The sequence below is a fragment of the Kosakonia radicincitans DSM 16656 genome (genome assembly GCF_000280495.2).
GTDB classification, from domain to species: domain Bacteria; phylum Pseudomonadota; class Gammaproteobacteria; order Enterobacterales; family Enterobacteriaceae; genus Kosakonia; species Kosakonia radicincitans.
Map to the genome: position 1 here is coordinate 4,248,986 of NZ_CP018016.1, position 26,436 is coordinate 4,275,421.

Annotated in this window: 24 protein-coding genes and 1 other annotated feature; of the genes, 11 read left to right on the plus strand and 13 right to left on the minus strand. The window is 56.2% G+C overall.

Features of this window, described 5'->3' with window-relative positions; all coding sequences use genetic code 11:
• Positions 1 to 61: 61 nt before the first annotated feature.
• Positions 62 to 2,476, minus strand: a complete 2,415-nt coding sequence (ybbP, locus tag Y71_RS20455) for a putative ABC transporter permease subunit YbbP (protein ID WP_007373614.1) — start codon at positions 2,474 to 2,476, stop codon at positions 62 to 64.
• Positions 2,473 to 3,159 (minus strand): putative ABC transporter ATP-binding protein YbbA, encoded by a 687-nt coding sequence (gene ybbA / locus Y71_RS20460; RefSeq protein ID WP_007373613.1) that lies wholly within the window; start codon positions 3,157 to 3,159, stop codon positions 2,473 to 2,475. The genes ybbP and ybbA overlap by 4 nt, the downstream gene beginning before the upstream one ends.
• Here ybbA and tesA point away from each other — a divergent pair.
• The 5 genes from tesA (at position 3,130) to Y71_RS20485 (ending at position 6,928) form a co-directional block, all read left to right on the plus strand.
• Complete coding sequence (gene tesA / locus Y71_RS20465; RefSeq protein ID WP_007373612.1) at positions 3,130 to 3,753, plus strand: multifunctional acyl-CoA thioesterase I/protease I/lysophospholipase L1; 624 nt, start codon at positions 3,130 to 3,132, stop codon at positions 3,751 to 3,753. The genes ybbA and tesA overlap by 30 nt on opposite strands.
• Before the next feature lie 29 nt (positions 3,754 to 3,782).
• Complete coding sequence (locus tag Y71_RS20470; RefSeq protein ID WP_007373611.1) at positions 3,783 to 4,553, plus strand: SDR family oxidoreductase; 771 nt, start codon at positions 3,783 to 3,785, stop codon at positions 4,551 to 4,553.
• A 61-nt stretch (positions 4,554 to 4,614) separates the two neighbouring features.
• The gene (locus Y71_RS20475; RefSeq protein ID WP_007373610.1) at positions 4,615 to 5,469 is read left to right on the plus strand and encodes a co-chaperone YbbN; all 855 of its coding nucleotides are present in this window, start codon (positions 4,615 to 4,617) and stop codon (positions 5,467 to 5,469) included.
• 86 nt (positions 5,470 to 5,555) lie between these two features.
• Positions 5,556 to 6,473 (plus strand): SPFH domain-containing protein, encoded by a 918-nt coding sequence (locus tag Y71_RS20480; RefSeq protein ID WP_007373609.1) that lies wholly within the window; start codon positions 5,556 to 5,558, stop codon positions 6,471 to 6,473.
• A complete protein-coding gene (locus tag Y71_RS20485) occupies positions 6,470 to 6,928 on the plus strand; it encodes an NfeD family protein (RefSeq protein WP_007373608.1) in 459 nt (152 codons plus the stop codon). The genes Y71_RS20480 and Y71_RS20485 overlap by 4 nt, the downstream gene beginning before the upstream one ends.
• 3 nt (positions 6,929 to 6,931) lie before the next feature.
• On the opposite strand, the gene cueR is transcribed toward Y71_RS20485, so the two are convergent.
• Positions 6,932 to 7,339: a Cu(I)-responsive transcriptional regulator gene (cueR, locus tag Y71_RS20490; RefSeq protein WP_007373607.1), complete on the minus strand. Its 408-nt coding sequence runs from the start codon at positions 7,337 to 7,339 to the stop codon at positions 6,932 to 6,934.
• A 171-nt stretch (positions 7,340 to 7,510) separates the two neighbouring features.
• Here cueR and Y71_RS20495 point away from each other — a divergent pair, with 171 nt between their 5' ends.
• The 4 genes from Y71_RS20495 to ybaK all read left to right on the plus strand — a co-directional run bounded on the left by Y71_RS20495 (position 7,511) and on the right by ybaK (position 11,927).
• Positions 7,511 to 7,807, plus strand: coding sequence for a TM2 domain-containing protein (locus Y71_RS20495; RefSeq protein ID WP_007373606.1), 297 nt, complete (start codon positions 7,511 to 7,513; stop codon positions 7,805 to 7,807).
• A 163-nt stretch (positions 7,808 to 7,970) separates the two neighbouring features.
• Positions 7,971 to 10,469, plus strand: a complete 2,499-nt coding sequence (gene copA / locus Y71_RS20500) for a copper-exporting P-type ATPase CopA (RefSeq protein ID WP_007373605.1) — start codon at positions 7,971 to 7,973, stop codon at positions 10,467 to 10,469.
• An 89-nt stretch (positions 10,470 to 10,558) separates the two neighbouring features.
• Positions 10,559 to 11,368 (plus strand): TraB/GumN family protein, encoded by an 810-nt coding sequence (locus Y71_RS20505; protein ID WP_007373604.1) that lies wholly within the window; start codon positions 10,559 to 10,561, stop codon positions 11,366 to 11,368.
• Positions 11,369 to 11,447: 79 nt separating this feature from the next.
• A complete protein-coding gene (gene ybaK, locus Y71_RS20510; RefSeq protein ID WP_007373603.1) occupies positions 11,448 to 11,927 on the plus strand; it encodes a Cys-tRNA(Pro)/Cys-tRNA(Cys) deacylase YbaK in 480 nt (159 codons plus the stop codon).
• Positions 11,928 to 11,941: 14 nt separating this feature from the next.
• Here the strand turns inward: ybaK and ushA are convergent, their stop codons facing one another.
• Positions 11,942 to 13,594, minus strand: coding sequence for a bifunctional UDP-sugar hydrolase/5'-nucleotidase UshA (ushA, locus tag Y71_RS20515; protein ID WP_007373602.1), 1,653 nt, complete (start codon positions 13,592 to 13,594; stop codon positions 11,942 to 11,944).
• A 169-nt stretch (positions 13,595 to 13,763) separates the two neighbouring features.
• Here ushA and Y71_RS20520 point away from each other — a divergent pair, with 169 nt between their 5' ends.
• A complete protein-coding gene (locus Y71_RS20520; RefSeq protein WP_007373601.1) occupies positions 13,764 to 14,963 on the plus strand; it encodes an MFS transporter in 1,200 nt (399 codons plus the stop codon).
• Between the two features lie 229 nt (positions 14,964 to 15,192).
• Entirely contained in the window at positions 15,193 to 16,869 is a 1,677-nt protein-coding gene (gene ybaL / locus Y71_RS20525; protein ID WP_007373600.1) for a YbaL family putative K(+) efflux transporter, read from the plus strand.
• A gap of 148 nt (positions 16,870 to 17,017) precedes the next feature.
• Here ybaL and Y71_RS20530 read toward each other — a convergent pair whose 3' ends face one another.
• The 9 genes from Y71_RS20530 to Y71_RS20575 form a co-directional block, all read right to left on the minus strand.
• Entirely contained in the window at positions 17,018 to 18,322 is a 1,305-nt protein-coding gene (locus Y71_RS20530) for an inosine/guanosine kinase (RefSeq protein ID WP_007373599.1), read from the minus strand.
• A 64-nt stretch (positions 18,323 to 18,386) separates the two neighbouring features.
• Entirely contained in the window at positions 18,387 to 19,349 is a 963-nt protein-coding gene (gene hemH, locus Y71_RS20535; RefSeq protein ID WP_007373598.1) for a ferrochelatase, read from the minus strand.
• A gap of 125 nt (positions 19,350 to 19,474) precedes the next feature.
• A complete protein-coding gene (adk, locus tag Y71_RS20540) occupies positions 19,475 to 20,119 on the minus strand; it encodes an adenylate kinase (protein ID WP_007373597.1) in 645 nt (214 codons plus the stop codon).
• A 175-nt stretch (positions 20,120 to 20,294) separates the two neighbouring features.
• Complete coding sequence (htpG, locus tag Y71_RS20550; RefSeq protein ID WP_007373596.1) at positions 20,295 to 22,169, minus strand: molecular chaperone HtpG; 1,875 nt, start codon at positions 22,167 to 22,169, stop codon at positions 20,295 to 20,297.
• A gap of 109 nt (positions 22,170 to 22,278) precedes the next feature.
• A complete protein-coding gene (gene recR, locus Y71_RS20555) occupies positions 22,279 to 22,884 on the minus strand; it encodes a recombination mediator RecR (RefSeq protein ID WP_007373595.1) in 606 nt (201 codons plus the stop codon).
• A complete protein-coding gene (locus tag Y71_RS20560) occupies positions 22,884 to 23,213 on the minus strand; it encodes a YbaB/EbfC family nucleoid-associated protein (protein ID WP_007373594.1) in 330 nt (109 codons plus the stop codon). The genes recR and Y71_RS20560 overlap by 1 nt, the downstream gene beginning before the upstream one ends.
• An 81-nt stretch (positions 23,214 to 23,294) precedes the next feature.
• Positions 23,295 to 25,235, minus strand: a complete 1,941-nt coding sequence (gene dnaX, locus Y71_RS20565) for a DNA polymerase III subunit gamma/tau (protein ID WP_035943192.1) — start codon at positions 25,233 to 25,235, stop codon at positions 23,295 to 23,297.
• Positions 23,898 to 23,962: a sequence feature (DnaX frameshifting element), on the minus strand. Its footprint overlaps the gene before it by 65 nt.
• A gap of 120 nt (positions 25,236 to 25,355) precedes the next feature.
• Positions 25,356 to 25,907: an adenine phosphoribosyltransferase gene (gene apt / locus Y71_RS20570; RefSeq protein WP_007373592.1), complete on the minus strand. Its 552-nt coding sequence runs from the start codon at positions 25,905 to 25,907 to the stop codon at positions 25,356 to 25,358.
• 151 nt (positions 25,908 to 26,058) lie between these two features.
• Positions 26,059 to 26,436: a DUF454 family protein gene (locus Y71_RS20575; protein ID WP_007373591.1), complete on the minus strand. Its 378-nt coding sequence runs from the start codon at positions 26,434 to 26,436 to the stop codon at positions 26,059 to 26,061.

Below are 26,436 nucleotides of genomic sequence, written 5' to 3' on the forward strand. Positions count from 1 at the left end.
AATGGAAACACACCATTAGAATTAATGGTGTGTTTTTCGTTAAAAAGTTATTGAGAAATGATTAACTGCTGAATTGACGAAACAGTGCTTTGCCCTTAAGCAGACGCGCGCCAAGCCAACCGCCGCAAAGGGAGAGCAGCAGCGCGCCACACAGTGGCAGAGTGATCCACAGCCGCCAGTCTGGCTGCCAGGGGAAATCAAATACCCGGGTTTGCAGTACCGCCAGCGCCGTTTCTGCGCCAATGGCCGCCACCAGCCCGGAGACTGCGCCCAGTAAGGCAAATTCGCACCATAACGTGGCGCGTAACAGTCGTTTCCCCGCACCCAGCGTGCGATAAACCACCAGTTCCTGGTGACGCTGACGCATTCCTACCTGAACCTGTGCCAGCAGCAGCAACAGACCGCAGGCAGTGACCAGCACCACCATCACTTCCAGCGCCCGGCTTACCTGCTCCAGCACCTGGCCAACTTGTTTTAAAATTGCGCCAATATCCAGCAGGCTGACGGTGGGGAATTCCCGGTTAAGCTGAGTCAACATGCTGTTACCATTTTCCCAGCGGAAGCTGGTCAGCCAGCTTTGCGGCTGACCATCAAGCGCCCCTTGCGGGAAGATAAAGAAGAAGTTAGGGCGCATGCTTTCCCAGTCAACTTTACGCAAACTGCTGATTCTGGCGCTGAACTCCTGCGTATCGCCCATAAAGGTTACGCTGTCGCCCGGCTTCAGGCCAAGCCGTTCTGCCAGCCCCTCTTCGACAGAAACTTCACCCGATTTTGGCGGCCAGCTTCCCGCAGTGATCGGATTATGCTCCGGTCGCTGCTGCTGCCAGGTAAGATTCAGTTCACGGTTCAGCGCTTCATCCTGATTCCCCTCGGTGGATTGACCGTTAATCTGCGTCATTCTGGCCCGCACAATCGGATAGAACGATTCCGGGCGCACATGATGTTCAGCCAGGAACGCTTTCACCGGCGCCACCTGTTCCGGCGCGATATTGATGAGGAAATAGTTTGGGCTTTCCGGCGGCAACTGCTGCTGCCAGCGCTCCAGCAGATCGCCGCGCAGTACCAGCAACATCGCCAGTAACATAAAAGAGAGGGAAAATGCCGACAGTTGGCTCAGGGTTGACCACGGTTGGCGCAGCAGGCGATTCACCGCCAGACGCAGCGGTAGCGCTTTCAGAGTCAGCCGTTTTAAAACATTGAGCAGCAGCCAGCCGACCACGCCGCACAACAATGCCAGCACCACTGCTCCCGCCAGCACCGACCACAGCAGCATACTGCCCCCCATCAGCCAGGCCAGCAGCAAAATCGCCACGGCGCAGATGACAGGAATATAGAACTTCAGCGGCCAGACGTTCGCCACCGCATCGCGGCGCAATACGCGCAACGGCTGCGTGGCTAACAGCAAGCGATAAGGACGCAAACCCACCAACAACGAAATCACCACCATCGCGCCGACAGCCCACAGCCACGGCCACAGGCTGGCTGGCGGTAACGCAGCGGGAAGCACCGGTTTGAGCAACACCATCAACAAGCTTTCAAAAGCCAGCCCCAGTACACCGCCCGTCACCACTGCCAGCACCAGCACCAACAGCCACTGTCCAACAATCAACTTGCGCAGTTGCGCGCGCCCGGCACCCAGGGTTTTCAGCACCGCGACCAGATCGTAACGGCTGCGACAGTAGTGCGCCATCGCCACGGCCACCGCAGCAACCGCCAGCAGCAGAGTTAGCAGCGCAGAAAGCAGCAGGAACTGCTGCGAACGCTGGAGCGATTTACCGAGCGCCCCATCATCCTGCTCCATCCCGTACCAGCGATGCTCCGGTTTTAGCTGCGGCAGCAACCACTTTTCGTAGGCGTCGAGCTGCGCGGGCGTACCGGCAAATTTTGCGCGCCAGCTTACCCGGCTACCCGGCTGTACGGCGCCGGTCTTCGCCACATCCGCCGCATTCATCAGCAGGCGCGGCGCCATCTGGAAGGGGTTGAAACCGGAATCAGGTTCCTGAACCACTTCACCGGCGATATGTAACGTCGCATCACCAACATCGATCGTATCGCCGACCTTCAAATTGAGCAGGGCCATCAGCCGTGGTGCCAGCAATACGCTGCCCGCCTGCGGCTTCAGCCCGGCTGGACGGGTTTGCAGCTCGCCATAAAGCGGGTAAAGATCGTCGACCGCTTTCACATCCGCCAGTTGCGGCGTATCTCCGGCGAAAGTCATGGTGTTAAAGCTGATTTGCTCGCTCACTTTCAGGCCGAGTTTGCGCGCCTCATCCAGCCATGCTGCAGGGATTTCGCGGGAACTGCGCAGCGCCCGATCGCCAGCCATAAAGTCGCGGCTCTGCTGGCTCAGCCCTTTTTCCATCCGATCGCTGATATTGCCGAGCGCCAGCACACAAGCGACAGCGAGGCTGAGCGCCATCCAGACAATCAGCAGCGAAGGCGAGCGCCATTCACGCCAGAACCAGCGGGCAATCATGCTTCCTCCCGCAGTTCGCCATTAACCAGACGTAAACGCCGGTCGCAGCGCGCTGCCAGTTGCAGATCGTGCGTCACCAGAATTAACGTTGTGCCGTGCTGCTGATTCATGGAAAACAGCAGGTCAGCGATTTTGTCGCCAGTCTGTCGATCGAGATTGCCGGTGGGTTCATCGGCAAACAGCACGGCCGGACGGCCGTTAAAGGCGCGCGCCAGCGCCACTCGCTGCTGCTCGCCGCCAGAAAGTTGCGCAGGCAGGTGATCGAGGCGCTTGCCCAGCCCCAACTCTTCCAGCAGGGCTTTGGCGCTGCCGCGGCTTTGGCCGCCGTTTTCTCCGCGCAGTAAGGCAGGTAACTCCACGTTTTCCAGCGCGTTAAGCGTGGGAATCAGCATAAACGACTGAAAAACAAAACCCACATTCTGCGCCCGCAGTGTCGCTCGCGCCTCTTCATCCATCGCATGCAGCAGCTTACCCAGCAGATGAACCTCCCCACTGCTGCCATCATCCAGCCCGGCGAGGATCGCCAGCAGTGTCGATTTACCGGATCCCGATTCGCCAATCAGGGCGATGGTCTCGGCCGGTTTGACAACAAGCTCAACTCCGGTAAGGATGGAAAGCTCATGCTCCCCCTGACCGACGGACTTCTTAAGACGATGAACTTCAACAATGTTTTCCGCTGGCATTTGCCCTTCCTGTTGTTGCTTTTGTTGACCTTTCGCGCCGCGGCGGCGGACACGTTACTGATTCTGGGCGACAGCCTGAGCGCCGGTTACCGCATGGCGGCGAACGTGGCGTGGCCCGCGTTGCTCAATGACAAATGGCAGCAGAAACCGACGGTGGTGAACGCCAGCATCAGCGGGGATACCTCGCAGCAGGGGCTATCGCGCCTGCCCGCGCTGCTTAAAGAACATCAGCCGAATTGGGTACTGGTCGAACTGGGCGGTAACGATGGCCTTCGCGGTTTTGCGCCGCAGCAGACAGAACAGACGCTGCGTCAGGTGTTGCAGACGATCAAAGCCGCCAATGCAAAACCGCTGTTAATGCAAATTCGGCTGCCCGCCAACTACGGCCGCCGCTATAATGAGGCGTTCAGCGCCATTTATCCTAAGCTCGCCAAAGAGTTGGATGTCCCTCTGCTGCCATTTTTTATGGAAGAGGTCTATCTGAAACCACAATGGATGCAGGATGATGGTATTCATCCCAACCGCGATGCCCAGCCGTTTATTGCCGACTGGATGGCGACGCGACTGGCTCCCTTAGTTAACCACGACTCCTGAGTATTCAGGCACGCCCCGCAGGTAAAGTTATGCAAAAAACGGTCTTAATAACAGGATGTTCCAGCGGTATCGGTCTGGAAAGCGCGCGCGAACTCAAACGCCAGGGTTTCCGCGTACTGGCTGCCTGCCGCAAAGCGGACGATGTCGCCCGCATGAACCAGGAAGGCTTTACCGGTATTTTGCTGGATCTTGACGATCCGGCGAGCGTCGATCGCGCCGCCGATGAAGTGATCGCTCTGACCGACAACCGCCTGTATGGCCTCTTCAATAACGCGGGTTATGGCGTTTACGGCTCGCTGGAAACCATCAGCCGCCAGCAGTTGGAACAGCAGTTTTCGAGTAATTTTTTCGGCACCCACCAACTGACGATGCGCCTGCTGCCCGCCATGACGCCGCACGGTGAAGGCCGCATTGTGATGACCTCCTCGGTGATGGGGCTTATCTCTACGCCCGGGCGCGGTGCCTATGCCGCCAGCAAGTATGCGCTTGAAGCCTGGTCCGACGCTTTACGAATGGAGCTACGCCACAGCGGCGTCAAAGTAAGTCTGATTGAGCCGGGCCCTATCCGTACCCGTTTTACCGACAACGTTAATCAGACGCAGCGCGACAAACCCGTGGAAAATCCCGGCATCGCAGCACGTTTTACCCTTGGCCCAGAGGCGGTAGTAGCAAAAGTGCGCCATGCTTTTGAAAGCGCGCATCCCAAAATGCGCTATCCGGTTACGCTGGTAACCTGGGCAGTGAGCCTGCTGAAACGCCTGCTGCCTGGGCGCATGATGGATAAAATTTTGCGGGGATGAGTTGAAGGCGCAATATCCTCCCCCATGTAAGAACAATGAGTTAAAAAACAGAGAATTTCCTATGTCCGTACAGAATATTGTCAATATTACCGAAGTGAATCTGCAACAGGTGCTTGAGCAGTCGATGGCCACGCCGGTGCTGTTCTATTTCTGGTCCGATCGTAGCCAGCACTGCCAGCAACTGACACCGGTGCTGGAAAGCCTGGCCGCGCAGTACAACGGACAGTTTATTCTGGCGAAAGTCGATTGCGATGCCGAGCAAATGGTGGCGTCGCAGTTTGGTCTGCGCGCCATTCCTACCGTCTACCTGTTCCAGAACGGCCAGCCGGTTGATGGTTTCCAGGGGCCGCAGCCGGAAGAGGCCATCCGCGCATTGCTGGATAAAGTCCTGCCGCGTGAAGAGGAACTGAAAGCGCAACAGGCGATGCAACTGATGCAGGAAGGCAAGCACGGCGAGGCGTTGCCGCTGCTGAAAGAGGCCTGGCAGCTTTCGCAGCAAAACAGCGAAATCGGCCTGCTGCTGGCGGAAACGCTGATTGTATTGAACCGCGCGGATGAAGCCGAAAACGTGCTGAAAACCATCCCGTTACAGGATCAGGATACTCGCTATCAGGGGCTGGTCGCGCAGATTGAACTGCTTAAAAAAGCCGCCGATACGCCGGAGATCCAGCAGTTACAAAAACAGGTTGCCGACAACCCGCAGGACGCGCTGCTGGCAACGCAACTCGCACTGCAACTGCATCAGGTCGGGCGCAACGAAGAAGCGCTGGAGTTGCTGTTCAGCCACCTGCGCAAAGATCTCAGTGCCGCCAACGGCGAAGCGCGTAAAATGCTGCAAGAAATTCTTGCCGCGCTGGGAACCGGCGACGCACTGGCCTCGAAATACCGCCGCCAGCTTTACTCCCTGCTCTACTAATTCCCCCCCGCTAAATTTGGCGATCGTGCTGTTTTGATCGCCAAATCGGGCTAAGATGGCATCAAATTAAACAGGAGGTTTTTTTGATGCCAATCGTCATTCTGGCTCTTATCTTTGTCGCGCTGGTCGTGGTTATTTCCGGCGTCAAAATCGTACCGCAAGGTTTCCAGTGGACGGTGGAACGCTTTGGCCGCTTTACCCGAACCCTACAGCCGGGCCTGAGCCTGGTGGTGCCATTTATGGATCGTATTGGTCGTAAAATCAATATGATGGAGCAGGTCCTCGATATCCCCTCGCAGGAAGTTATTTCGAAAGATAACGCCAACGTCACCATCGACGCGGTCTGTTTTATTCAGGTGATCGATGCGCCGCGCGCCGCTTATGAAGTCAGCAATCTGGAACTGGCAATCATCAACCTGACGATGACCAACATTCGTACGGTGCTCGGCTCGATGGAGCTGGACGAGATGCTCTCGCAGCGCGACAGCATTAACACGCGTCTGCTGCACATTGTTGATGAGGCCACCAATCCGTGGGGCGTGAAGGTAACCCGTATTGAGATCCGCGACGTTCGCCCACCGGCAGAACTGATTGCCTCGATGAACGCGCAGATGAAAGCCGAACGGACCAAACGTGCTTATATCCTTGAAGCGGAAGGGATTCGCCAGGCGGAAATCCTCAAGGCCGAAGGGGAAAAACAGTCGCAGATTTTGAAAGCGGAAGGCGATCGTCAATCGGCATTCCTGCAAGCGGAAGCGCGCGAACGTTCTGCCGAAGCGGAGGCTCGCGCAACGCAGATGGTTTCTGAAGCCATTGCCGCCGGGGATATTCAGGCGGTGAACTACTTTGTGGCACAGAAATACACCGAAGCGCTGCAACAGATCGGCTCTGCAAATAATAGCAAAGTGGTGATGATGCCACTTGATGCCAGCAGCCTGATGGGCTCGATCGCCGGGATCGCTGAGCTTATCAAAGACAGCAGCAGCGAGCGGACTAAACGATGATCGCGCTGCTGCTCGAACATACCCACCTCGCCTGGCTGGTGCTGGGCGGATTGCTGCTCGCCGCCGAAATGCTCGGCGGTAACGGCTATTTGTTGTGGAGCGGCGTGGCGGCAGTGATCACCGGTTTACTGGCGTGGATCATTCCTTTCAGTTGGGAGTGGCAAGGGGTGCTGTTTGCCCTGCTCACCCTGCTGGCGGCCTGGCTATGGTGGAAATGGCTGAGCAGCCGGGTGAAACAGCAGAAACCCGCCGATGCTTCGCTTAATCTGCGCGGGCAACAACTGATGGGACGCCGCTTTCAACTGGATAACGCACTGGTTAATGGGCGTGGTCATATGCGCGTCGGCGACAGTTCATGGCCGGTCAGCGCTGACGACGATCTCGCCGCCGGCACGCGCGTCGAAGTGATTGCCGTGGAGGGCATTACGCTGCGGGTTAAAGCCGTGAGAGAATAGTGCTCACCCCTTCGCGTGATGGCAGCAGCCGGAAAGGTTATCAATAATCGGACACTCGGCGCTGTCATCGCCAGGGCAAGAATCCGCCAGCGCCAGCAATTGCGTGCGCATTACCTGTAATTCCTTAATATGACGCTCAATCTCCGCCACTTTTTGTAATGTCCGCGCTTTCACATCGGCGCTGTGGCGAGCCGGATCGTTGAACAACGTCACCAGTTCGCCGCACTCTTCAAGGTTAAACCCAACCTGCCGCGCCTGACGCAGCAGCGTCAGTTCGTTCAGGTGCTGCTGGCTGTAGCTGCGGTAGCCGTTCTCGCTGCGCATCGGCGGCGTCACCAGCCCTTTCTCTTCATAAAAACGAATCGCTTTGCTGGTTAAACCGGTTTTTTTTGCCACATCGCTGATATTCATTTTTTCACCTTGCTGCCGAACCTCTGATTTATAATATAAATCGCAAACATGTAATCAACCAAATATATCCATGTAACTAATATATTTTTTATTTACCCACCTTGCCGCTTCGCTATAACATGTGGCCGGATGTTTCAAAGAATGATAAATGATTTACACACAGGAGTGTTTATGAGTGATATGGCGTTTTGCCGTGGTTGCGGAAAGGAAATACATAAAGAAGCGGTGGCCTGCCCGCATTGCGGCGCGCCACAAAATATTGCCGGGAAGAAAAGCCGAATTTCCGCTGCGTTGTTCGCCTTCTTCTTAGGTGGTTTTGGTGCACACAAGTTTTATTTAGGGAAACCAGGACAGGGGATCCTTTATCTTCTGTTTTGCTGGACCTTTATTCCGGCGATCATCTCTTTCGTCGAATTTATTATTTATCTGTGCAACTCCGATCAGGAATTTGCCCGTAAATACGGTTGAGTTTGACTCGCTGACAATCAACAAACCCCGCCCGATGCGGGGTTTGTTGTTTATAAACCGCTAATGCCATCATCGTGAACATAAGGCCTTGACCTTCCCCTTGATGGAAGGTTTAAGCTTCACTTCACTCAGTATTGAAGCACCACAACCAAGGAGATTTACCATGTCTCACACCATAGAACTAAACCTGGATGGCCTCTCCTGCGGCCATTGCGTTAAACGCGTCAAAGAGAGCCTCGAAAAACGCCCCGATGTTGAACAGGCGGATGTGACCATTGAACGCGCGGAAGTCACCGGCAGTGCCAGCGCTGACGCGTTGATCGCGACCATTAAAGAAGCCGGATATGGCGCGAGTTTAAGCCACCCAAAGGCTAAACCGCTGGCAGAGTCATCACTCCCGTCGGAAGCACTGACAGCGGCCACCCCTGAGCTTCCGGCAGCCAGCGACCTTGATGACAGCCAACAACTGCTGATCAACGGCATGAGCTGCGCCAGTTGTGTTTCCCGGGTACAAAAAGCCTTGCAGGCCGTACCGGGCGTGACGCAGGCACGGGTCAACCTGGCGGAGCGCACCGCGTTAGTCATGGGTAGCGCGCCCGCCGCTGAATTAGTCAGTGCCGTAGAGCAAGCGGGCTACGGCGCTGAAGCCATAGAAGACGATATTAAGCGCCGCGAGCGCCAGCAGGAAACCGCGCTCGCCACCATGAAGCGCTTCCGCTGGCAGGCGATTGTCGCGCTGGTGGTCGGCGTGCCAATCATGGTCTGGGGCATGATGGGTGACAATATGATGGTCACCGACAGCAACCGCGCTCTGTGGCTGTTTATCGGCCTGATTACCCTGGCAGTGATGGTTGTCGCCGGTGGGCACTTCTACTCCAGCGCGTGGAAAAGCCTGCGTAACGGCTCTGCCACTATGGATACGCTGGTGGCTCTGGGAACCGGTGCCGCCTGGCTCTATTCGATGAGCGTTAACATCTGGCCGCAATGGTTCCCGATGGAAGCCCGCCATCTGTATTACGAAGCGAGCGCGATGATTATCGGCCTGATAAATCTCGGCCATATGCTGGAAGCCCGCGCCCGCCAGCGTTCATCGAAAGCGCTGGAACGCTTACTGGATTTAACACCGCCAACCGCGCGGGTCGTTACCGACGGCGGCGAAAAAAATCTGCCGCTGGCAGAAGTACAGCCGGGAATGACATTGCGCCTTACCACCGGCGATCGCGTGCCGGTAGATGGCGAAATCAGCCAGGGCGAAGCCTGGTTCGATGAAGCGATGCTGACCGGCGAACCCGTGCCGCAGGAAAAAAGTATCGGCGAAAGCATTCACGCCGGGACGGTAGTGCAGGACGGTAGCGTGCTGTTTACCGCCAGCGCAGTCGGCAGCCACACCACGCTTTCCCGCATCATCCGGATGGTGCGTCAGGCGCAAAGCAGCAAGCCGGAAATTGGTCAACTGGCCGACCGTATTTCGGCGGTATTTGTACCGGTGGTGGTCGCTATCGCCCTATTCAGCGGCGCAATCTGGTACTTCGCTGGTCCTGCGCCGCAAATCGTTTATACGCTGGTGATCGCCACCACCGTGCTGATTATTGCCTGCCCGTGTGCGCTGGGGCTGGCAACGCCGATGTCGATTATCTCCGGCGTCGGTCGCGCCGCGGAATTTGGTGTGTTGGTGCGTGATGCCGATGCCCTGCAACGCGCCAGTACGCTGGATACGATCGTGTTTGATAAAACCGGCACCCTGACGCGCGGCAAGCCGGAAGTGGTCAGCGTGAAAACGCTGGATGGCGACGATTCGGCGGCGCTGCGTCTGGCGGCGGCGCTGGAACAAGGTTCCAGCCACCCGCTGGCGCGGGCGATCGTGGAAAAAGCGGGCAGCGATGCGCTGCCGACGGTGAATCAATTCCGCACATTACGCGGGCTGGGCGTCAGCGGTATTGTCGATGGACGCACTATATTGCTCGGCAATCAGGCTCTGCTGGCAGAGCAGAATGTGGATACCCGGGCGCTTGACGATGAGATAGCCACTCAGGCCAGTCTCGGCGCAACGCCAGTGCTGCTGGCAGTGGATGGCGTCGCCACGGCGCTGTTCGCTATTCGCGATCCGCTGCGCGATGACAGTGTGGAAGCCCTGCAACGCCTGCACCGCGCCGGTTATCGCCTGGTGATGCTTACCGGTGATAATCCCATTACAGCCAACGCGATTGCCAAAGAGGCCGGTATTGATGAGGTGATTGCCGGTGTTCTGCCTGATGGCAAAGCCGAGGCGATCAAAAACCTGCAACAGCAGGGCCGCCAGGTGGCAATGGTGGGTGATGGCATAAACGACGCGCCCGCGCTGGCACAGGCCGATGTCGGGATCGCCATGGGCGGCGGCAGCGATGTCGCCATTGAAACTGCCGCGATTACGTTGATGCGCCATAGCTTGCTGGGCGTGGCTGATGCGCTGGCGATTGCCAAAGCGACGCTGCGCAATATGAAGCAAAACCTGCTGGGAGCGTTTGTCTATAACTCGCTGGGTATTCCAATTGCAGCCGGAATTCTCTGGCCGCTGACCGGCACTTTACTCAACCCGGTTGTGGCGGGTGCGGCAATGGCGCTCTCCTCCATTACGGTGGTCAGCAACGCCAACCGTCTGCTGCGTTTTAAACCTCACCAGTAGTCAGCAAATGTTACCCCGCCTTTCAGGCGGCGGGGTTTGCACCTTGCAGCCTGCCGCGTTAGCATGGGATTTTCTCCCGGAAAGCGCGTATGACTCTGTTTCAACGATTGAAAAACTTCTTTCTCGCGCTTCGTGTGCGCCGCTACCGCTGGCCAGCAATGGATATCACGCTGCCTGGCGGCCAGCATCTGCACCTGGTCGGCAGTATTCATATGGGCACCTATGGTATGTCGCCGCTGCCGGAATTGCTGCTGCAAAAACTGCGTCATGCCGACGCGCTGATCGTCGAAGCGGACATTGCCGGTTCCGATTCCCCTTTTGATAACCTTCCTCCCGCTGCGCCGCTCGAAGAGCGCCTGAATCCCCAACTCCTGAGCCAGCTTGAGCAGACGCTGCAAACCCTTTCGCTGTCGCGCGAGGAGTTTGAACAGCGCCCGGCCTGGCATATCGCGCTGGTGCTGCAGGCTACCCAGGCTCAACGGTTGGGGCTGCGCCCGGAGTATGGCGTCGATTATCAACTGTTGCAGGAGGCCCAGCAGCACCAGGTCAGCGTACTGGAACTGGAAGGCACCACCAGCCAGTTGGATATTCTGCGCCAGTTACCCGATGACGGCATCGAACTGTTACAGGACACCTTAACGCACTGGCATGAAAATGCGCGCCTGTTACAGGTGATGATGAGCTGGTGGCTGGAAACGCCGCCTGCCGCAGAACTGCTCAGCTTACCGTCAACCTTCAGCCAGCCGCTGCATGATGTTCTGATGCATCAGCGTAATCAAGCGTGGTGCGATCGCCTGTTCGCACTGCCGCCGGGGCGTTATGTGGTGGCAGCCGGCGCTCTTCATCTCTATGGCGATGGCAATCTTCCTGCGCTGCTGCAACAACGGATGGCGCAATAGCGCAAGATGGTACTATTTTTGTTGAGGCACACAGGCGTATGCTTATGGCGTGAAATGACTGTGGTAAGAAGGATTTGCTATGACTCCCGCCGTGAAATTACTCGAAAAAAACAACATCTCTTTTCAGGTGCACACTTACGATCACGATCCCAACGAAACCAATTTTGGCGATGAAGTGGTGCGCAAGCTGGGGCTGAATGCCGATCAGGTCTATAAAACGCTGCTGGTGGCGATTAACGGCGATATGAAACATCTGGCCGTAGCGGTTACGCCGGTCGCCGGTCAACTGGATTTGAAAAAGGTCGCCAAAGCGCTGGGGGCAAAAAAAGTGGATATGGCTGATCCGATGGCCGCACAGCGCAGCACCGGGTATCTGGTGGGCGGCATCAGCCCGCTGGGCCAGAAAAAGCGCCTGCCGACGCTGATTGACGCACCCGCGCAGGAATTCGCCTCGATTTACGTTTCCGGCGGCAAACGCGGGCTGGATATTGAACTGGCGGCGAGCGATCTGGCAAAAATGCTGGACGCGAAATTTGCCGATATCGCCCGCCGCGATTAACGCTTATGAGCTGGTTACTGCCAGCTCACTTCCCCTTTCGGTTCGAAAGCAGCCGCATCCAGCGGCGAGTTTTTCTGAATAAACTCTTTCAGCACTTCAGCATCGATAAAACCGGTATTCACATAGCCCGCTTTATCATCAAGACGCGGATAACCGTCACCGCCGGTGGCGTTGAAACTTAACGTTGCCAGGCGGTATGTTTTCGCTGTATCAACCGGTTCACCTTTGATCTTCAGATCGTTTAGCTTGCCATCTTTCGCGACAAAACTAACGTTGGCAAACTGCGGATAGGCACCGGAATCCGGCTTCATCTGCGCCACAGCAGTGAGATAATCCGTCAGCTCTTTGCCGGTCAGCGTGGCGTAAACCAGCGTGTTGCCGAACGGCTGCACTTTCAGCACATCTTTATAGGTGATGTCGCCCGCTTCAATGGAATCACGCACGCCGCCGCCGCTCATTACCGCCAGATCCGCGCCAGTACGCGCCATCTGCGCAGCCAGAATCACCCGCGCCAGGTTGGTTTGCACAAAACGGACTTTGCTGCGATCCCCTTCCAGGTGACCGTTGGTGTTGCCGATTTTCACCTCCAGTTGCGCTTTGCCTTTGTTCTGGAACGGCGTCAGCAGCGACAACATCTGCGGGTTTTCAGCGATTTCCGGCGTGTAGAGTACGCGCTCACTTTTGCCGTTATCGTAGGTAACTTTCTTCTTCAGGTTGACCGGAATCAGCTGATAGCGCACCAGTTTCATCTCACCGTTGCGGAACTGGAAATCGGCGCGGCCAACGTATTTGCCCCATTCATGGGCCTGAACAATCCAGATACCGTTCTGCTGATCGGGCGCGCACGGCGTTCCCGGCACGTAATCAACCTGCTTTTTATTCTCGGAAGCCATGCACACAGGATCTTGTGAGTGACCACCCACAATCATCGCCAGCGCCCCTTTCGGCAGGCTGCGCGCCATCTCCACATCGCCCGGCGCATTCGAGCCGTGCTCGCCATTGTCGTAATGGCCCATATGAGTGGTGGCGATGATCACGTCTGGTTTTTCGTTCTGCTGAAGTTCCTGAATTACCAGCTTCGCTTCTTCAGCAGGCTTACGGAATTCGATATCGGTGAAAAACTCCGGGTTGCCGATTTTGGCAGTGTCATCGGTGGTTAAACCGATCACGGCAATCTTCAGCCCCTGGCGATTAAAAATCATCCACGGCTTAAACAGACGCTCGCCGGTACTTTTTTGATAAATATTGGCGGAGAGGAACGGGAACTTCGCCCACTTCTCCTGCTGACGCAACACGCTGAGCGGGTTATCGAATTCATGGTTGCCGACCGCCATAGCATCATAACCAATCAGGTTCATGCCGCGAAAATCCGGTTCAGCATCCTGTAAATCAGATTCAGGTACGCCTGTATTGATGTCGCCGCCGGAGAGCAGTAGTACGCTGCCACCTTCGGCCGCCACCTCTTTACGAATGCCGTCCACCAGCGTCTTTTGCGCCGACAGCCCATATTCGCCGTAATCACTGCGCCAGAAGTGGCCGTGGTGATCGTTGGTATGCAGGATGGTGACGTTATAAGTTTTGTCCTGCTCGTATGCCTGCACCTGCCAGCTTGCCATGCCCATCGTTGCCAGCAGCGCCAACGTGGTGCTCTTTGGTAGCCAATTCATGCTTCTCTCCCTGACCCATTGATAAAAACCCGAAATTACAATGCTGAACAATAATAGACAAATATGTTTTCAGCATTGCGACTTCCTTCAAAGCATCCACGCAGGTAATGTTAGGCAGATAACAATTACCGTTCTTCTTTCCTCTTCTGACAAAACATACGTGGTATTTATGGCAATCAGTGAAACGTCGCAGACTCCTCCGGTCGCGCGCACCTCGTTCGGTATTCTTGGCGCCATCAGCCTTTCGCACCTGCTTAACGATATGATCCAGTCGCTGCTGCTGGCGATTTACCCGCTGTTGCAGGCCGATTTTTCCCTGTCATTTGTGCAGATTGGATTTATCACCCTCACTTTCCAGGTCGCCTCCTCGCTGCTGCAACCGGTGGTCGGTTACTGGACAGACAAACATCCAATGCCGTGGTCGCTGCCCATTGGCATGTGTTTTACCCTTAGCGGGCTGGTGCTGCTGGCGCTGGCGGGTAATTTTACAACGGTACTGATTGCCGCCGCGCTGGTCGGCACCGGCTCTTCGGTGTTCCATCCGGAATCGTCGCGCGTGGCGCGGATGGCTTCCGGCGGCCGTCATGGGCTGGCGCAATCCATTTTTCAGGTTGGCGGCAATTTTGGCGCCTCGCTCGGCCCGTTGCTGGCGGCGGTGATCGTTGCGCCTTACGGTAAAGGCAACGTCGCCTGGTTTGTGTTGGCCGCCCTGCTGGCGATCATCGTGCTGATGCAGGTGAGCCGCTGGTACGCAGCCCAGCACCGCGTGAACAAAGGGAAAAAGATAGCTGCGGTGAATAATCCGCTGCCACGCAACAAAGTAGTACTAGCGGTCTGCATCCTGCTGATTCTGATTTTCTCTAAATACTTCTATATGGCGAGTATCAGCAGCTATTTCACCTTTTATCTGATGCACAAGTTTGATTTATCCGTGCAAAACGCGCAGATGCATCTGTTTATCTTCCTGTTTGCGGTTGCCGCTGGCACCGTTATCGGCGGGCCTTTGGGCGATAAGATCGGCAGAAAATATGTGATTTGGGGCTCTATCCTCGGCGTTGCCCCCTTCACGCTGGTTTTACCGTATGCATCGCTGTTCTGGACCGGAATTTTGACGGTGATAATTGGTTTTGTTCTTGCATCGGCTTTCTCCGCCATTCTGGTCTATGCCCAGGAGCTGTTGCCAGGCCGTATCGGCATGGTTTCCGGGCTGTTTTTTGGTTTCGCCTTCGGTATGGGAGGGCTTGGCGCTGCGGTGCTGGGGCTGGTTGCCGATCACAGCAGCATCGATTTGGTCTACAAAATATGTGCTTTCCTGCCATTACTCGGGATTCTGACGATATTCCTGCCCGATAACCGCCCACAACATTGATTTCTTAGCGGCCAAAACCCCTCTTTGGCCGCTGCTTTCTATTGCCTCTCCTCGCCTGCCGCGCGATTTCTGTTATGGATGACCCTGTTGCACCTTTTTTTCTGCCAAATTGCTATTTTCTTCATAATTCAACAATTATTCATAAACATACTGGCGAAAATTGTCATAAACTGTAACTCAGTTAACGGTCATCGACCGTGGGATCCACGCATCAACGAAAGGAGACGGAATGCATCACGCCACACCGCTTATCACCACCATTGTCGGCGGCCTTGTACTGGCCTTTATTCTCGGTATGCTTGCCAATAAATTGCGAATTTCTCCTCTGGTGGGCTACTTGTTAGCGGGTGTGCTGTCCGGGCCATTTACGCCGGGCTTTGTCGCCGATACTCAACTGGCGCCCGAACTGGCGGAATTAGGCGTGATTCTGCTGATGTTCGGCGTTGGGCTGCACTTCTCTTTAAAGGATTTGATGGCGGTAAAGTCGATCGCCATTCCCGGAGCGATAGCGCAAATTGCCGTCGCGACGCTGCTGGGTATGGCGCTTTCCGCACTGCTTGGCTGGTCTCTTATGACCGGTATCGTGTTTGGATTATGTCTTTCCACCGCCAGTACGGTGGTATTGCTGCGCGCGCTTGAGGAGCGGCAGCTTATCGACAGCCAGCGCGGGCAAATCGCCATCGGCTGGCTGATTGTTGAAGATCTGGTGATGGTGCTGACACTGGTGCTGCTGCCTGCCGTCGCCGGGATGATGGAAAAAGGCAACGTTGGGCTGGCGTCGCTGGCGCTGGATATGAGCATCACCATCGGTAAAGTAGTGGCCTTTATCGCCATTATGATGCTGGTTGGCCGTCGTCTGGTACCGTGGATCATGGCGCGTAGCGCCGCAACCGGTTCGCGCGAGCTGTTTACTCTTTCCGTGCTGGCGCTGGCGCTCGGCATCGCCTTTGGCGCCGTCGAGCTGTTTGATGTCTCCTTCGCCCTTGGCGCGTTCTTCGCCGGTATGGTGCTGAATGAATCCGAACTCAGTCACCGGGCTGCGCACGACACTCTGCCGCTGCGCGATGCGTTTGCGGTGCTGTTCTTTGTCTCCGTCGGCATGTTGTTCGACCCAATGGTTCTGATCGAACAACCGCTGGCAGTGCTCGGTACGCTGGCGATCATCATTTTCGGCAAATCGGTGGCTGCCTTCTTCCTGGTGCGCCTGTTTGGCCACTCGCCGCGTACCGCGCTGACCATTGCTGCCAGCCTGGCGCAGATTGGTGAGTTCGCCTTTATTCTGGCGGGCCTGGGGATGTCGCTGGGACTGCTGCCGCAGGCCGGGCAAAACCTGGTGCTGGCAGGCGCGATCCTGTCGATTATGCTTAACCCGGTGCTGTTTACGCTGCTGGAGAAGTACCTCGACAAAACCGAGACGCTGGAAGAGCAAACGCTGGAAGAAGCCATCGAAGAAGAGAAGCAGATCCCGGTGGATATCTGCAACCATGCGTTGCTGGTTGGGTTTGGCCGCGTCGGTAGCCTGCTGGGCGAGAAACTGATGGCGCAGGGCATTCCGTTGGTGGTGATTGAAACCTCGCGCACCAGGGTGGATGAGTTGCGCGAGCGCGGGATCCGCGCCGTACTGGGCAATGCCGCCAATGAAGAGATCATGAATCTGGCGCATCTCGACTGCGCCCGCTGGCTGCTGCTGACCATTCCGAATGGTTACGAAGCCGGGGAAATTGTTGCGACTGCGCGTGAGAAATGCCCGGACATTGAAATCATTGCCCGCGCGCATTATGACGACGAAGTGGATTACATTACCGAGCGCGGCGCCAATCAGGTGGTGATGGGTGAACGCGAAATCGCCAATACCATGCTGAGGCTGCTGGAGAAACCGCCGGTTGAAGAAGCGGTGACGGGGTAAACCAACGGCTTTAATTGCCGGATGGCGCTACGCTTATCCGGCCTGTGAGTCTGAATGCCCGATGGTGTTTCGCTTGCCGGGCCTGCATATCAATACCGGTTTTGTCGGCCGGATAAGGCAACGCCGCTATCCGGCAAAACCCGTGAAATCAACGCTCCCAGTACGCCTCTTCGAGGCTGTCTTCCCGCTCCGGCAGGCCACGGGTTAAGCGCGGCGAATGCTGGTTCAGCACCTGATAGCTCACGCGGTTGGCGTATTTGCATACCTGCGCCAGCGATGAATAGGTCAGCCAGTTGAATTTATGTTTGCTGGAATTCGGCACATTAGTGCGGTGGTAATTGTTCGCCGTAATGTCGTGCAACAGCGCCGCCAGTGCGCCATCTCCCGCGCCATTGGTGTTCATGATCTTCTCAGGCCCGCCCATGTAGGGGGCAATGTGCGAGTAGATACGCAGCGGGTTCTGGCAATCTTTATGGCGTATCGCCCGGCTGAACTCATACTGGTTGAACTCGGCAATCGCTCCCGGCAGCAGCGGATGCTGGGTTTTGCGCTTCGCATCCTCTTCGGTAAAACCGGCCATATACAGGCCAACTGGCCCGGCAGTGCAGAGCACCAGATCCACCCAGTCAAGCGCCTTATCGGCAGCCAGCAGCGGGTCGCTTTCACCGGTCAGCGCGTGGCCTTCCTCTTCGTTCATCGCCAGAATCGAGACATTCTCTTTGAGAAAATCGCGCCACCACTGCGGGTTATCGGCAATCACATATTTAGTGCCCAGCGTCAGCACCACCGGCACGTTATGCTTTTTGGCATAGGCTACGGCTTGCAGAGTGGCGTCCGGCATCGGCTCGCCGGGATTGCAACGCACCAGATATGAAGAGAGCACCAGCGCAGACGCGCCCGCAATCACCGATTCCGGGATGCTCTCCGGGCGAAGCTGGTTCATCTGCCCGGGGCTGATAGCAAACGTCCGCTCGCCGCTGTCGCTGATCAGCGTGAAGCAACGACCAATCGCGCCATCCACGCCTTGCAGGTAGTTCAGATCGGTACGGCTGGAGGTATTGCACAAATAACGGTAGGCGTAGCTGCCGATTTTCACGTTGTCGCACATCACGCCGAGCAACACCGAACGGTCATCAGCCAGCACCGAGTAGTTATGCATGGTGTTACCAATCGTGCCGCCGGCAAACTGGTGGGTGATCAGACCGTTGCTCACCAGCTCCTGGTACAATGCTTCGGCCACATCATCGGCGATCACCAGAGAATGCCCGGCGCTCAGGCCATAACGCGCGATAAACGCATCGTCCACTTTCGCCTCGATATCCACCAGCGTCTGATCGATACCGACCACCCAGCAGGTGCCAACTTCATTTTCTGGCTGGATTTGTTGCAATAACGGGTCGCGGGCGTTAACGGGAAAATAGTGTTTGGATTTACGTTTACCGGGAAATTTCATGGGTTGTAATAAGCGCTGAACATACGGGCTGTGAATGTTAACACATTCTCAGCCCGCCGGGCGATCAGCGATATTTGGCCGTCAGGTTGACCATCATCTCGATATGCTCTGGCGAATCATTCAGCGCCGGTATGTATTCATACTTCTCGCCGCCCGCCTCGAGGAAAAACTCACGGTTTTGCACCGCTATCTCCTCCAGCGTCTCCAGGCAATCTGCAGCAAAACCTGGCGACATCACCTGAATATGTTTCACCCCTTTCTCGCCCAGCATTTTCAGCGTTTCATCGGTGTACGGCGTCAGCCACGGCTCGCGGCCAAAGCGCGACTGGAAGGTCATCATCACTTTTTCCGGTGGCAGATCGAGCGCCGAGACCAGTTCACGCGTGGTATCACGGCAGCGCTGCGGGTAGTCGTCCCCTTCTGCCGCATAACGCTGTGGAATGCCGTGATAAGAGAGCAGCAGCAGATCCGGCTCACCGTGCTTTGCAAAAGAGGCGCGCGCGCTGTTTGCCAGCGCCGTAATGTAATCCGAATCGTCGGCATAATCGCGGATAAAGGAGATGCCGGGGATATGGCGTTTCTTCGCCAGAATTCGCGCCAGTTCGTCCCATACCGCCGCCACCGTTGAGCAGGAGTATTGCGGATAGAGCGAGAGCACCACAATATGGTCAACGTCCTGTTCCAGCAAGGCCTCCACGGCGCTTTCCAGCGATGGGGAACCGTAACTCATGCCGAGCGCCACGGGAACGTCCGGCAACCGCGCCGCCAGAGCCTGCTGCTGCCTGCGGCTGTAAACCATCAGTGGAGAACCTTCTTCCATCCAGACGGACTGATAGAGTTTTGCCACGCGCGGTGAACGAATCGGCAGGATCACACCGCGTAATAGCGGCCACCACAACAAGCGCGACGTATCAACAACGCGTCTGTCGCTTAAAAACTGCCGCAGATAACGTTTTACTGCTGCCGGAGTGGGTGCATCGGGGGTGCCAAGATTGGCAAGCAGGATGCCGGTTTTCGCCTGACTCATTCACGCCTCTTAACCTTTTGAATGGTTGGTAATTGTAGCGTAAAAGCGTTTAAACGGAACCAATTGCAGCGAAAGGTAAGATGAGAAATATTCTCACCCGGAGGGCTCCGGGTGAGAAAACGCGATTAGCCGAGGATTTTTTCCAGCTCTGCGCGTACATCGGCAACGGCTTTGGTGCCGTCCACTTTAGCGTATTTGGTGTTACCCGCCTGCGCCTCTTTCTGATAGTAACCAATCAGCGGCGCGGTCAACTGATGGTATTCCACCAGACGTTTACGCACGGTCTCTTCCTGATCGTCTTTACGCGTGGTCAGCTCTTCGCCGGTCACGTCGTCTTTGCCTTCTACTTTCGGCGGATTGAATTTGATGTGATAAACACGGCCGGAAGCGGCGTGTACGCGACGACCTACGATACGGTCAACGATCAGCTCGTCCGGAACATCGAATTCCAGTACGAAATCCACGGCGATGCCAGCTTCTTTCATGGCATCCGCCTGCGGAATGGTACGCGGGAAACCGTCCAGCAGGAAACCGTTACGGCAATCTTCCTGAGCGATACGCTCTTTCACCAGCGCGATAACCAGCTCGTCGGTCACCAGTTTGCCCGCGTCCATGATGTCTTTCGCCTGTTTGCCCAGTTCGCTGCCAGATTTAACAGCCGCGCGCAGCATGTCACCAGTAGAGATTTGCGGAATACCGTATTTCTCCATGATGAACTGAGCCTGAGTTCCTTTACCCGCGCCCGGAGCGCCAAGCAGAATAATACGCATTGCGAAAATCCCCTCAAAAGTTGGTCCAATTTTTCAAAAGCGTTAAAAGATACCACCAGAACGAGTATCGCTCAAGGAAGCCGGGCTGGCTGAAACGGTTAATGAGAGAGATTACTTCGGGGAGTACCCCTCTCGCGTGAAACGAGAGGGGTAAGGTCAGACTAAAAACAGAAACTTAGGCAATCAGCAACTGATTCATACGACGGATGAACTGGTTCGGATCTTCCAGCGTGCCGCGTTCGGCAAACAGCGCCTGATCCAGCAACAGCTCAACCCACTGGCTGAACTGGCTGTCATCCTGGGTTTCCGCAGCACGTTTCACCAGCGCGTGATCCGGGTTCAGTTCAAAGATGTATTTTACTTCCGGCGCATTCTGACCGGCAGCCGCGAACAGTTTCGCCATCTGCGTGCTCATCTCGTCGGCATCGGTTACAACCACCGCTGGCGTTTCGGTCAGACGATGGGTCAGGCGCACCTCTTTCACGCGATCGCCAAGCAGGGTCTTCACGCGCTCAACAAACGGTTCGAGCGCTTTTTCTGCCTCTTTCGCGTTTTCGTCCACTTCGTCGGCCAGTTTTTCCAGCGACGCATCAGCTTTCGCCACGGACTGGAACGGTTTGCCGTCGAATTCGGTCAGGTAGCTCATCATCCATTCGTCGATGCGATCGGAAAGCAGCAGCACTTCGATACCTTTCTTACGCAGCAGTTCCAGATGCGGGCTGCTCTTCGCCGCAGCGTAACTGTCTGCGGTAATGAAGTAGATCTTCTCCTGGCCTTCTTTCATGCGCGACACGTACTCTTCCAGCGACACGGTCTGCGCAGAAGAGTCATTGTGTGTAGAGGCAAAGCGCAGCAATTTGGCAATCGCTTCCAGGTTGGCGCTGTCTTCACCAGCCCCTTCTTTCAGCACCAGGCCGAACTGTTGCCAGAACGTCTGGTATTTTTCTGCGTCATCTTTCGCCAGTTTATCGAGCATTTGCAGCACGCGTTTGGTCAGCGCGGTACGCAGATTACGCGTGACGCTGCTGTCCTGCAGAATTTCGCGCGAAACGTTGAGCGGCAGATCGCTGGAATCCACCAGGCCACGAACAAAGCGCAGGTAGTTCGGCATGAACTGTTCGGCTTCGTCCATGATAAATACACGCTGCACGTAGAGCTTCAGGCCGTGTTTATGATCGCGGTTCCACAGATCCCACGGCGCCTGCGACGGGATATAAAGCAGGCTGGTGTACTCCTGCTTCCCTTCGACGCGGTTGTGGCTCCAGGTCAGCGGATCGGTAAAGTCGTGGGCGATATGTTTGTAGAACTCGTTGTATTCGTCGTCTTTGATTTCAGACTTGTTGCGCGTCCACAGCGCCTGCGCTTTGTTGATCTTCTCCCAGGAAACCACGGTTTCGCCGTCTTTCTCTTCCTGTTTTTCGATCTCTACCGGCAGAGCGATATGGTCGGAATATTTGCTGATAATGGAACGCACGCGCCAGTCATTGAGGAAATCATCTTCCCCTTCGCGCAGATGCAGCGTGATTTCCGTCCCGCGATCGGCTTTGGTGATATCAGCGACGGTGTATTCGCCCGCGCCTTCAGATTCCCAGAAAACGCCGTTTTCTGCGCTCTCACCCGCCGCGCGGGTACGCACAGTCACTTTATCCGCGACGATAAACGCCGAGTAGAAACCGACGCCGAACTGACCAATCAACTGGCTATCTTTAGCCTGATCGGAGCCCATTGATTCAAGAAACGCTTTGGTGCCGGACTTGGCGATGGTGCCCAGATGATCGATAACTTCATCGCGGGTCATACCAATACCGTTATCGGCGATGGTCAGCGTACGCTTCTCTTTATCGAAAGAGACGCGGACATGCAGTTCGCCGTCGCCCTCGTAGAGATCCGGGTTGGACAGTGCGCGGAAACGCAGTTTGTCCGCCGCATCCGAGGCGTTGGAGATCAGCTCACGCAGGAAGATTTCTTTGTTCGAATAGAGAGAATGGATCATCAGGTGCAGAAGCTGTTTAACTTCAGACTGAAAACCGCGAGTTTCTTGTCCTTTCATTGGGAAAACCTCAACAATGCCATTTACAAGGTAAAAAGTGCGTTGAGGGGGAAGTGGGGACAGGGGCGGGAATTTTCAAGCGGAGGCAAAAATTTCTGCCTCCGTTTGGTTAAAAACGAATCTTGTGGCGACCGGCCAGCGAGTGCGACAGCGTGGTGCCGTCAACCATCTCCAGCTCACCGCCCACCGGCACACCGTGCGCGATGCGGCTGGCTTCCACGCCATATTGCGCACAAAGCTCCGCAATATAGTTAGCCGTTGCCTCACCTTCCACCGTCGGGTTGGTGGCGAGGATCACTTCCTGGAGTTTTTCTGCGGCCAGGCGCTGCTCAAGCCGGTCGAGACCGATATCATCCGGCCCGATACCGTCCAGCGGCGACAGATGCCCCATCAGCACAAAGTAGCGCCCCGAGAATTGCCCGGTTTGCTCGATGGCATAAATATCCGCCGGGCTTTCCACCACACAGATTTGACCGTTTTCCTGGCGCCGCGGGTTGCTGCATATATTGCACACTTCCTGCTCGGTAAAGGTACGGCAATCGGCGCAGTGGCCGATTTCCGACATTGCCCGGGTGAGCGCCTGCGCCAGCCGCATACCGCCGCTGCGATCGCGCTGCAACAGCGTAAACGCCATGCGCTGCGCCGACTTCGGGCCAACGCCCGGCAGGCAGCGCAGTGCTTCCATAAGCTGCGTTAACAGCGGACTGGTCTGCATCAGAACGGCATCTTAAAGCCTGGCGGCAGAGACATGCCGGAGGAAACAGAAGCCATTTTCTCTTTCTGGGTCTCATCGATACGGCGCGCAGCATCGTTAAATGCAGCGGCGACCAGATCTTCCAGCATCTCTTTGTCGTCTTCCAGCAGGCTCGGATCGATCTCCACGCGACGGCAGTTATGCGCGCCGTTGATGGTCACTTTCACCAGGCCCGCGCCTGATTCGCCGGTCACTTCCAGCTGTGCGATCTCTTCCTGCATTTTCTGCATTTTTTCTTGCATCTGCTGGGCCTGTTTCATCAGGTTGCCCAGACCGCCTTTTCCAAACATAGGCTTCTCTCTTTAGCTGTGGTGACTGACCAGAGCGATAAGTCACATTCAGGGTTGAAAACGGAAAGCCGCAGCTTGCCGTCAAAGGGGACGAATACTCTCTTCATCCAGATCCGCATCGAAAAACCGTTGCAGCGTCTGAATGTTGCTATCCGCAATAATTGCCTCACGCGCCTGCGCGAGCTTTTCCTCATAGATTGCCTGACGCCACTCCAGCGGCGTACGCACTGCCGGATTATCATCTTCAATGATAGTCAGTTCAACCGTCGAACCGTGCAATTCGCTAAGCGCGTCGCTAAGCGCCTTCTGTGCGCCCTGCGAATTCAGGTGACGCTGCGAGCTGCGCAGATGCAGACACCAGCGATCGCCCTCCTGCTCTTTCCAGGCATTCAGCGCCACCTGCTCAACCAGTTTCGGCAATTTTAGCTGGCTGACCTCTTTCGCCCAGGCATCACGTTCAATCGCCTCTTCCGCCAGCTTTTTCGCCAGCTCCGGCGTTTTCTCGTGTTCCAGCGCCTTTTTCAGCGCTTTGGGCGTGGCAACAACCTCTTTTGTCTCGGTGACAACAGTGGTTGCTTTCCAGCGGTAAGCCTCTTTTTTGGCTGGAGCCTGTTCCAGCGCCGAAGGCGCCGGGCGCGACTGCACGCGCTCGGTGACCGAAGCCAGGCGCTCCAGCGCGGCATTACTCACCGGCCGCGCGCGGGTTGCGGCTGCCGGTTCACTCTTTTTTGCTTTGTCTGCTCCCTGAGCGCGTTGCAGTTGCCTGCGCGCCGCCAGCACCGAGCTGGTTGATTCGGGCAGCGGTGCGTCGTTCTGCACTGGTGCCGCCGACGGTTGAGCCTGCGGCGCGGGCGGAACCTGCTGCGGCGACATCACGGCGGTGGGCGCCACGGGGGCGAAGGATTGCTGAGGCACTTCTGGCGCCGGTAACGGCGCACGCGGATGGAATGCCAGCGCACGCAGCAGCGTCATTTCAACGCCCATGCGGCGGTCCGGCGCATAAGGCAGTTCTTTACGGCCAATCAGCAGCGTCTGATAGTAAAGCTGCACATCGGTGGGTGGCACGGTGCGGGCCAGTTCACGCAGACGCTGCTCAATCGGGGCCATGTCGCTGCCGAGCGCCGCAGGCGTCAGTTGTACCATGGCGATACGGTGCAGCAGCGTTTGCATCTCCAGCAGTAAGGCTTCCCATTCGACGCCGCGCGATGCAGCCTCGTTCACCAGCCCCATACCGCGTTCACCGTCAGCGGCAACCACCGCTTCAACTAATGAAAGCGCCTGGTCGTCATTCAGCGTGCCAAGCATGGAGCTGACCACCGCCGCAGAGAGCTGCCCGTTGCCGCTGGCAATCGCCTGATCGGTCAGGCTCAGCGCATCGCGCAGGCTGCCGTCAGCCGCACGCGCCAGCAGTTGCAGCGCACGGGGTTCATGTTCAATCTTCTCGTCAGTAAGAATGTGCTCAAGCTGACTGCGGATCTGTTCAACATCCAGTGCTTTCAGGTGGAACTGAAGGCAACGGGAAAGAATGGTCACCGGCAGTTTTTGCGGATCGGTGGTCGCCAGCAGGAATTTGACGTGCTCAGGCGGCTCTTCAAGCGTTTTCAACAGCGCGTTAAAGCTGTGACGCGAGAGCATATGCACTTCGTCAATCAGATAGACTTTGAAACGCCCGCGCGCCGGGGCGTACTGCACGTTATCCAGCAGATCGCGGGTATCTTCGACTTTGGTACGCGACGCGGCGTCGATCTCAATTAAATCGACAAAGCGGCCCTGCTCAATTTCGCGGCAGTTATCACACACGCCGCACGGCGTTGCGGTGATGCCGGTTTCGCAGTTCAGCCCCTTCGCCAGCAGACGGGCGATAGAAGTTTTGCCGACGCCGCGGGTGCCGGAGAACAGATACGCATGATGAATGCGTCCTGATGATAAGCCGTTCGCCAGTGCGGTCAGCACATGCTCCTGGCCGACGACGTCAGCAAAAGTTTGCGGTCGCCATTTTCGGGCTAAGACCTGATAACTCATTGGCAGGCTCTGAAACGCTGGAAGGTGGATTTACGAAGGGATAATGCTAACACAGCACATGCTGTTAATGCACTTCATCCCTCAGGCGCAGGCCTGAAGGATGAGGAGACGGACATGGCATTAATGTCCCGGGAACGGCACCAGGCTGTAGCACTTAACACCCTGTTTTTCGAGGCGTTGTTCACCGCCAAGATCGAACAGATTAATGATGAATGCCGCGTCGGTCACTTCACCGCCCAGACGGCGAATCAGTTTCACTGTGGCTTCAATAGTGCCGCCGGTTGCCAGCAGATCGTCGACCACCAGCACTTTATCGCCCGGCTTGATCGCATCAACATGGATCTCTAACTGGTCAGTACCGTACTCAAGCTCATAGCTCTCGGCGATGGTTTCACGCGGCAGTTTACGCGGCTTACGCACCGGCACAAAGCCAACGCCCAGCCCCAGCGCAACCGGTGCGCCGAACAGGAAGCCACGCGCTTCGGTTCCCACTACTTTGGTTACGCCAGCGTTTTTATAACGCTCAACCAGCAATTGAATGCTAAGAGCGTACGCTTGCGGATCTTCCAGCAAACTGGTGACATCACGGAACAGAATGCCCGGCTTCGGGTAATCCTGAATGCTTTTGATGCTGTTTTTAAGAAATTCAAGCTGCTGCGCAGTCGCTGTCATGGATTTTTGCCTGATAGAAACGGTATTACTCACGGTACACGCGTTTACAGTTTATGTAACCACTGATTAACGTTTAATCAGCCGTACCCGTGCTCGAAAACGCCCGAATTTACTGACTGTGCGCCACAATTGCAACTGTCATTGCTGTGGTTTATGGTTTTTGTTGTTTTGCATCAATCACCGGAATACGCCACATAAATAGCAGCAGACCGGCCAGAATCACCAACAACAACACGCGTACCCACCACATCTTCACCAGATACAGAGAAACGGCAAAGGTCAACAGAATCACCGCAATGGCGCGCGGCTTCGCGCCAGGCGGCATTGCACGGTACGTTTGCCAGTGCCGCAGATAGCCGCCAAACCAGGAACGGTAAAGCAGCCAGTGATGAAAACGCGGCGATGAGCGCGCAAAACACCACGCCGCCAGCAGAATAAACGGCGTTGTCGGCAGGAGCGGTAGTACCACGCCAAGCGTACCAAGCACTACCGCCAACCAGCCAATGATGAGTAAAATAGTCCGTTGCAT

What these genes read in the sequence shown, in the direction of transcription:
- ybbP (WP_007373614.1), bottom strand. Translation starts at nt 2,476, where the DNA reads ATGATTGCCCGCTGGTTCTGGCGTGAATGGCGCTCGCCTTCGCTGCTG.
- tesA (WP_007373612.1), top strand. Translation starts at nt 3,130, where the DNA reads ATGAACTTCAACAATGTTTTCCGCTGGCATTTGCCCTTCCTGTTGTTG.
- ybbA (WP_007373613.1), bottom strand. Translation starts at nt 3,159, where the DNA reads ATGCCAGCGGAAAACATTGTTGAAGTTCATCGTCTTAAGAAGTCCGTC.
- Y71_RS20470 (WP_007373611.1), top strand. Translation starts at nt 3,783, where the DNA reads ATGCAAAAAACGGTCTTAATAACAGGATGTTCCAGCGGTATCGGTCTG.
- Y71_RS20475 (WP_007373610.1), top strand. Translation starts at nt 4,615, where the DNA reads ATGTCCGTACAGAATATTGTCAATATTACCGAAGTGAATCTGCAACAG.
- Y71_RS20480 (WP_007373609.1), top strand. Translation starts at nt 5,556, where the DNA reads ATGCCAATCGTCATTCTGGCTCTTATCTTTGTCGCGCTGGTCGTGGTT.
- Y71_RS20485 (WP_007373608.1), top strand. Translation starts at nt 6,470, where the DNA reads ATGATCGCGCTGCTGCTCGAACATACCCACCTCGCCTGGCTGGTGCTG.
- cueR (WP_007373607.1), bottom strand. Translation starts at nt 7,339, where the DNA reads ATGAATATCAGCGATGTGGCAAAAAAAACCGGTTTAACCAGCAAAGCG.
- Y71_RS20495 (WP_007373606.1), top strand. Translation starts at nt 7,511, where the DNA reads ATGAGTGATATGGCGTTTTGCCGTGGTTGCGGAAAGGAAATACATAAA.
- copA (WP_007373605.1), top strand. Translation starts at nt 7,971, where the DNA reads ATGTCTCACACCATAGAACTAAACCTGGATGGCCTCTCCTGCGGCCAT.
- Y71_RS20505 (WP_007373604.1), top strand. Translation starts at nt 10,559, where the DNA reads ATGACTCTGTTTCAACGATTGAAAAACTTCTTTCTCGCGCTTCGTGTG.
- ybaK (WP_007373603.1), top strand. Translation starts at nt 11,448, where the DNA reads ATGACTCCCGCCGTGAAATTACTCGAAAAAAACAACATCTCTTTTCAG.
- ushA (WP_007373602.1), bottom strand. Translation starts at nt 13,594, where the DNA reads ATGAATTGGCTACCAAAGAGCACCACGTTGGCGCTGCTGGCAACGATG.
- Y71_RS20520 (WP_007373601.1), top strand. Translation starts at nt 13,764, where the DNA reads ATGGCAATCAGTGAAACGTCGCAGACTCCTCCGGTCGCGCGCACCTCG.
- ybaL (WP_007373600.1), top strand. Translation starts at nt 15,193, where the DNA reads ATGCATCACGCCACACCGCTTATCACCACCATTGTCGGCGGCCTTGTA.
- Y71_RS20530 (WP_007373599.1), bottom strand. Translation starts at nt 18,322, where the DNA reads ATGAAATTTCCCGGTAAACGTAAATCCAAACACTATTTTCCCGTTAAC.
- hemH (WP_007373598.1), bottom strand. Translation starts at nt 19,349, where the DNA reads ATGAGTCAGGCGAAAACCGGCATCCTGCTTGCCAATCTTGGCACCCCC.
- adk (WP_007373597.1), bottom strand. Translation starts at nt 20,119, where the DNA reads ATGCGTATTATTCTGCTTGGCGCTCCGGGCGCGGGTAAAGGAACTCAG.
- htpG (WP_007373596.1), bottom strand. Translation starts at nt 22,169, where the DNA reads ATGAAAGGACAAGAAACTCGCGGTTTTCAGTCTGAAGTTAAACAGCTT.
- recR (WP_007373595.1), bottom strand. Translation starts at nt 22,884, where the DNA reads ATGCAGACCAGTCCGCTGTTAACGCAGCTTATGGAAGCACTGCGCTGC.
- Y71_RS20560 (WP_007373594.1), bottom strand. Translation starts at nt 23,213, where the DNA reads ATGTTTGGAAAAGGCGGTCTGGGCAACCTGATGAAACAGGCCCAGCAG.
- dnaX (WP_035943192.1), bottom strand. Translation starts at nt 25,235, where the DNA reads ATGAGTTATCAGGTCTTAGCCCGAAAATGGCGACCGCAAACTTTTGCT.
- apt (WP_007373592.1), bottom strand. Translation starts at nt 25,907, where the DNA reads ATGACAGCGACTGCGCAGCAGCTTGAATTTCTTAAAAACAGCATCAAA.
- Y71_RS20575 (WP_007373591.1), bottom strand. Translation starts at nt 26,436, where the DNA reads ATGCAACGGACTATTTTACTCATCATTGGCTGGTTGGCGGTAGTGCTT.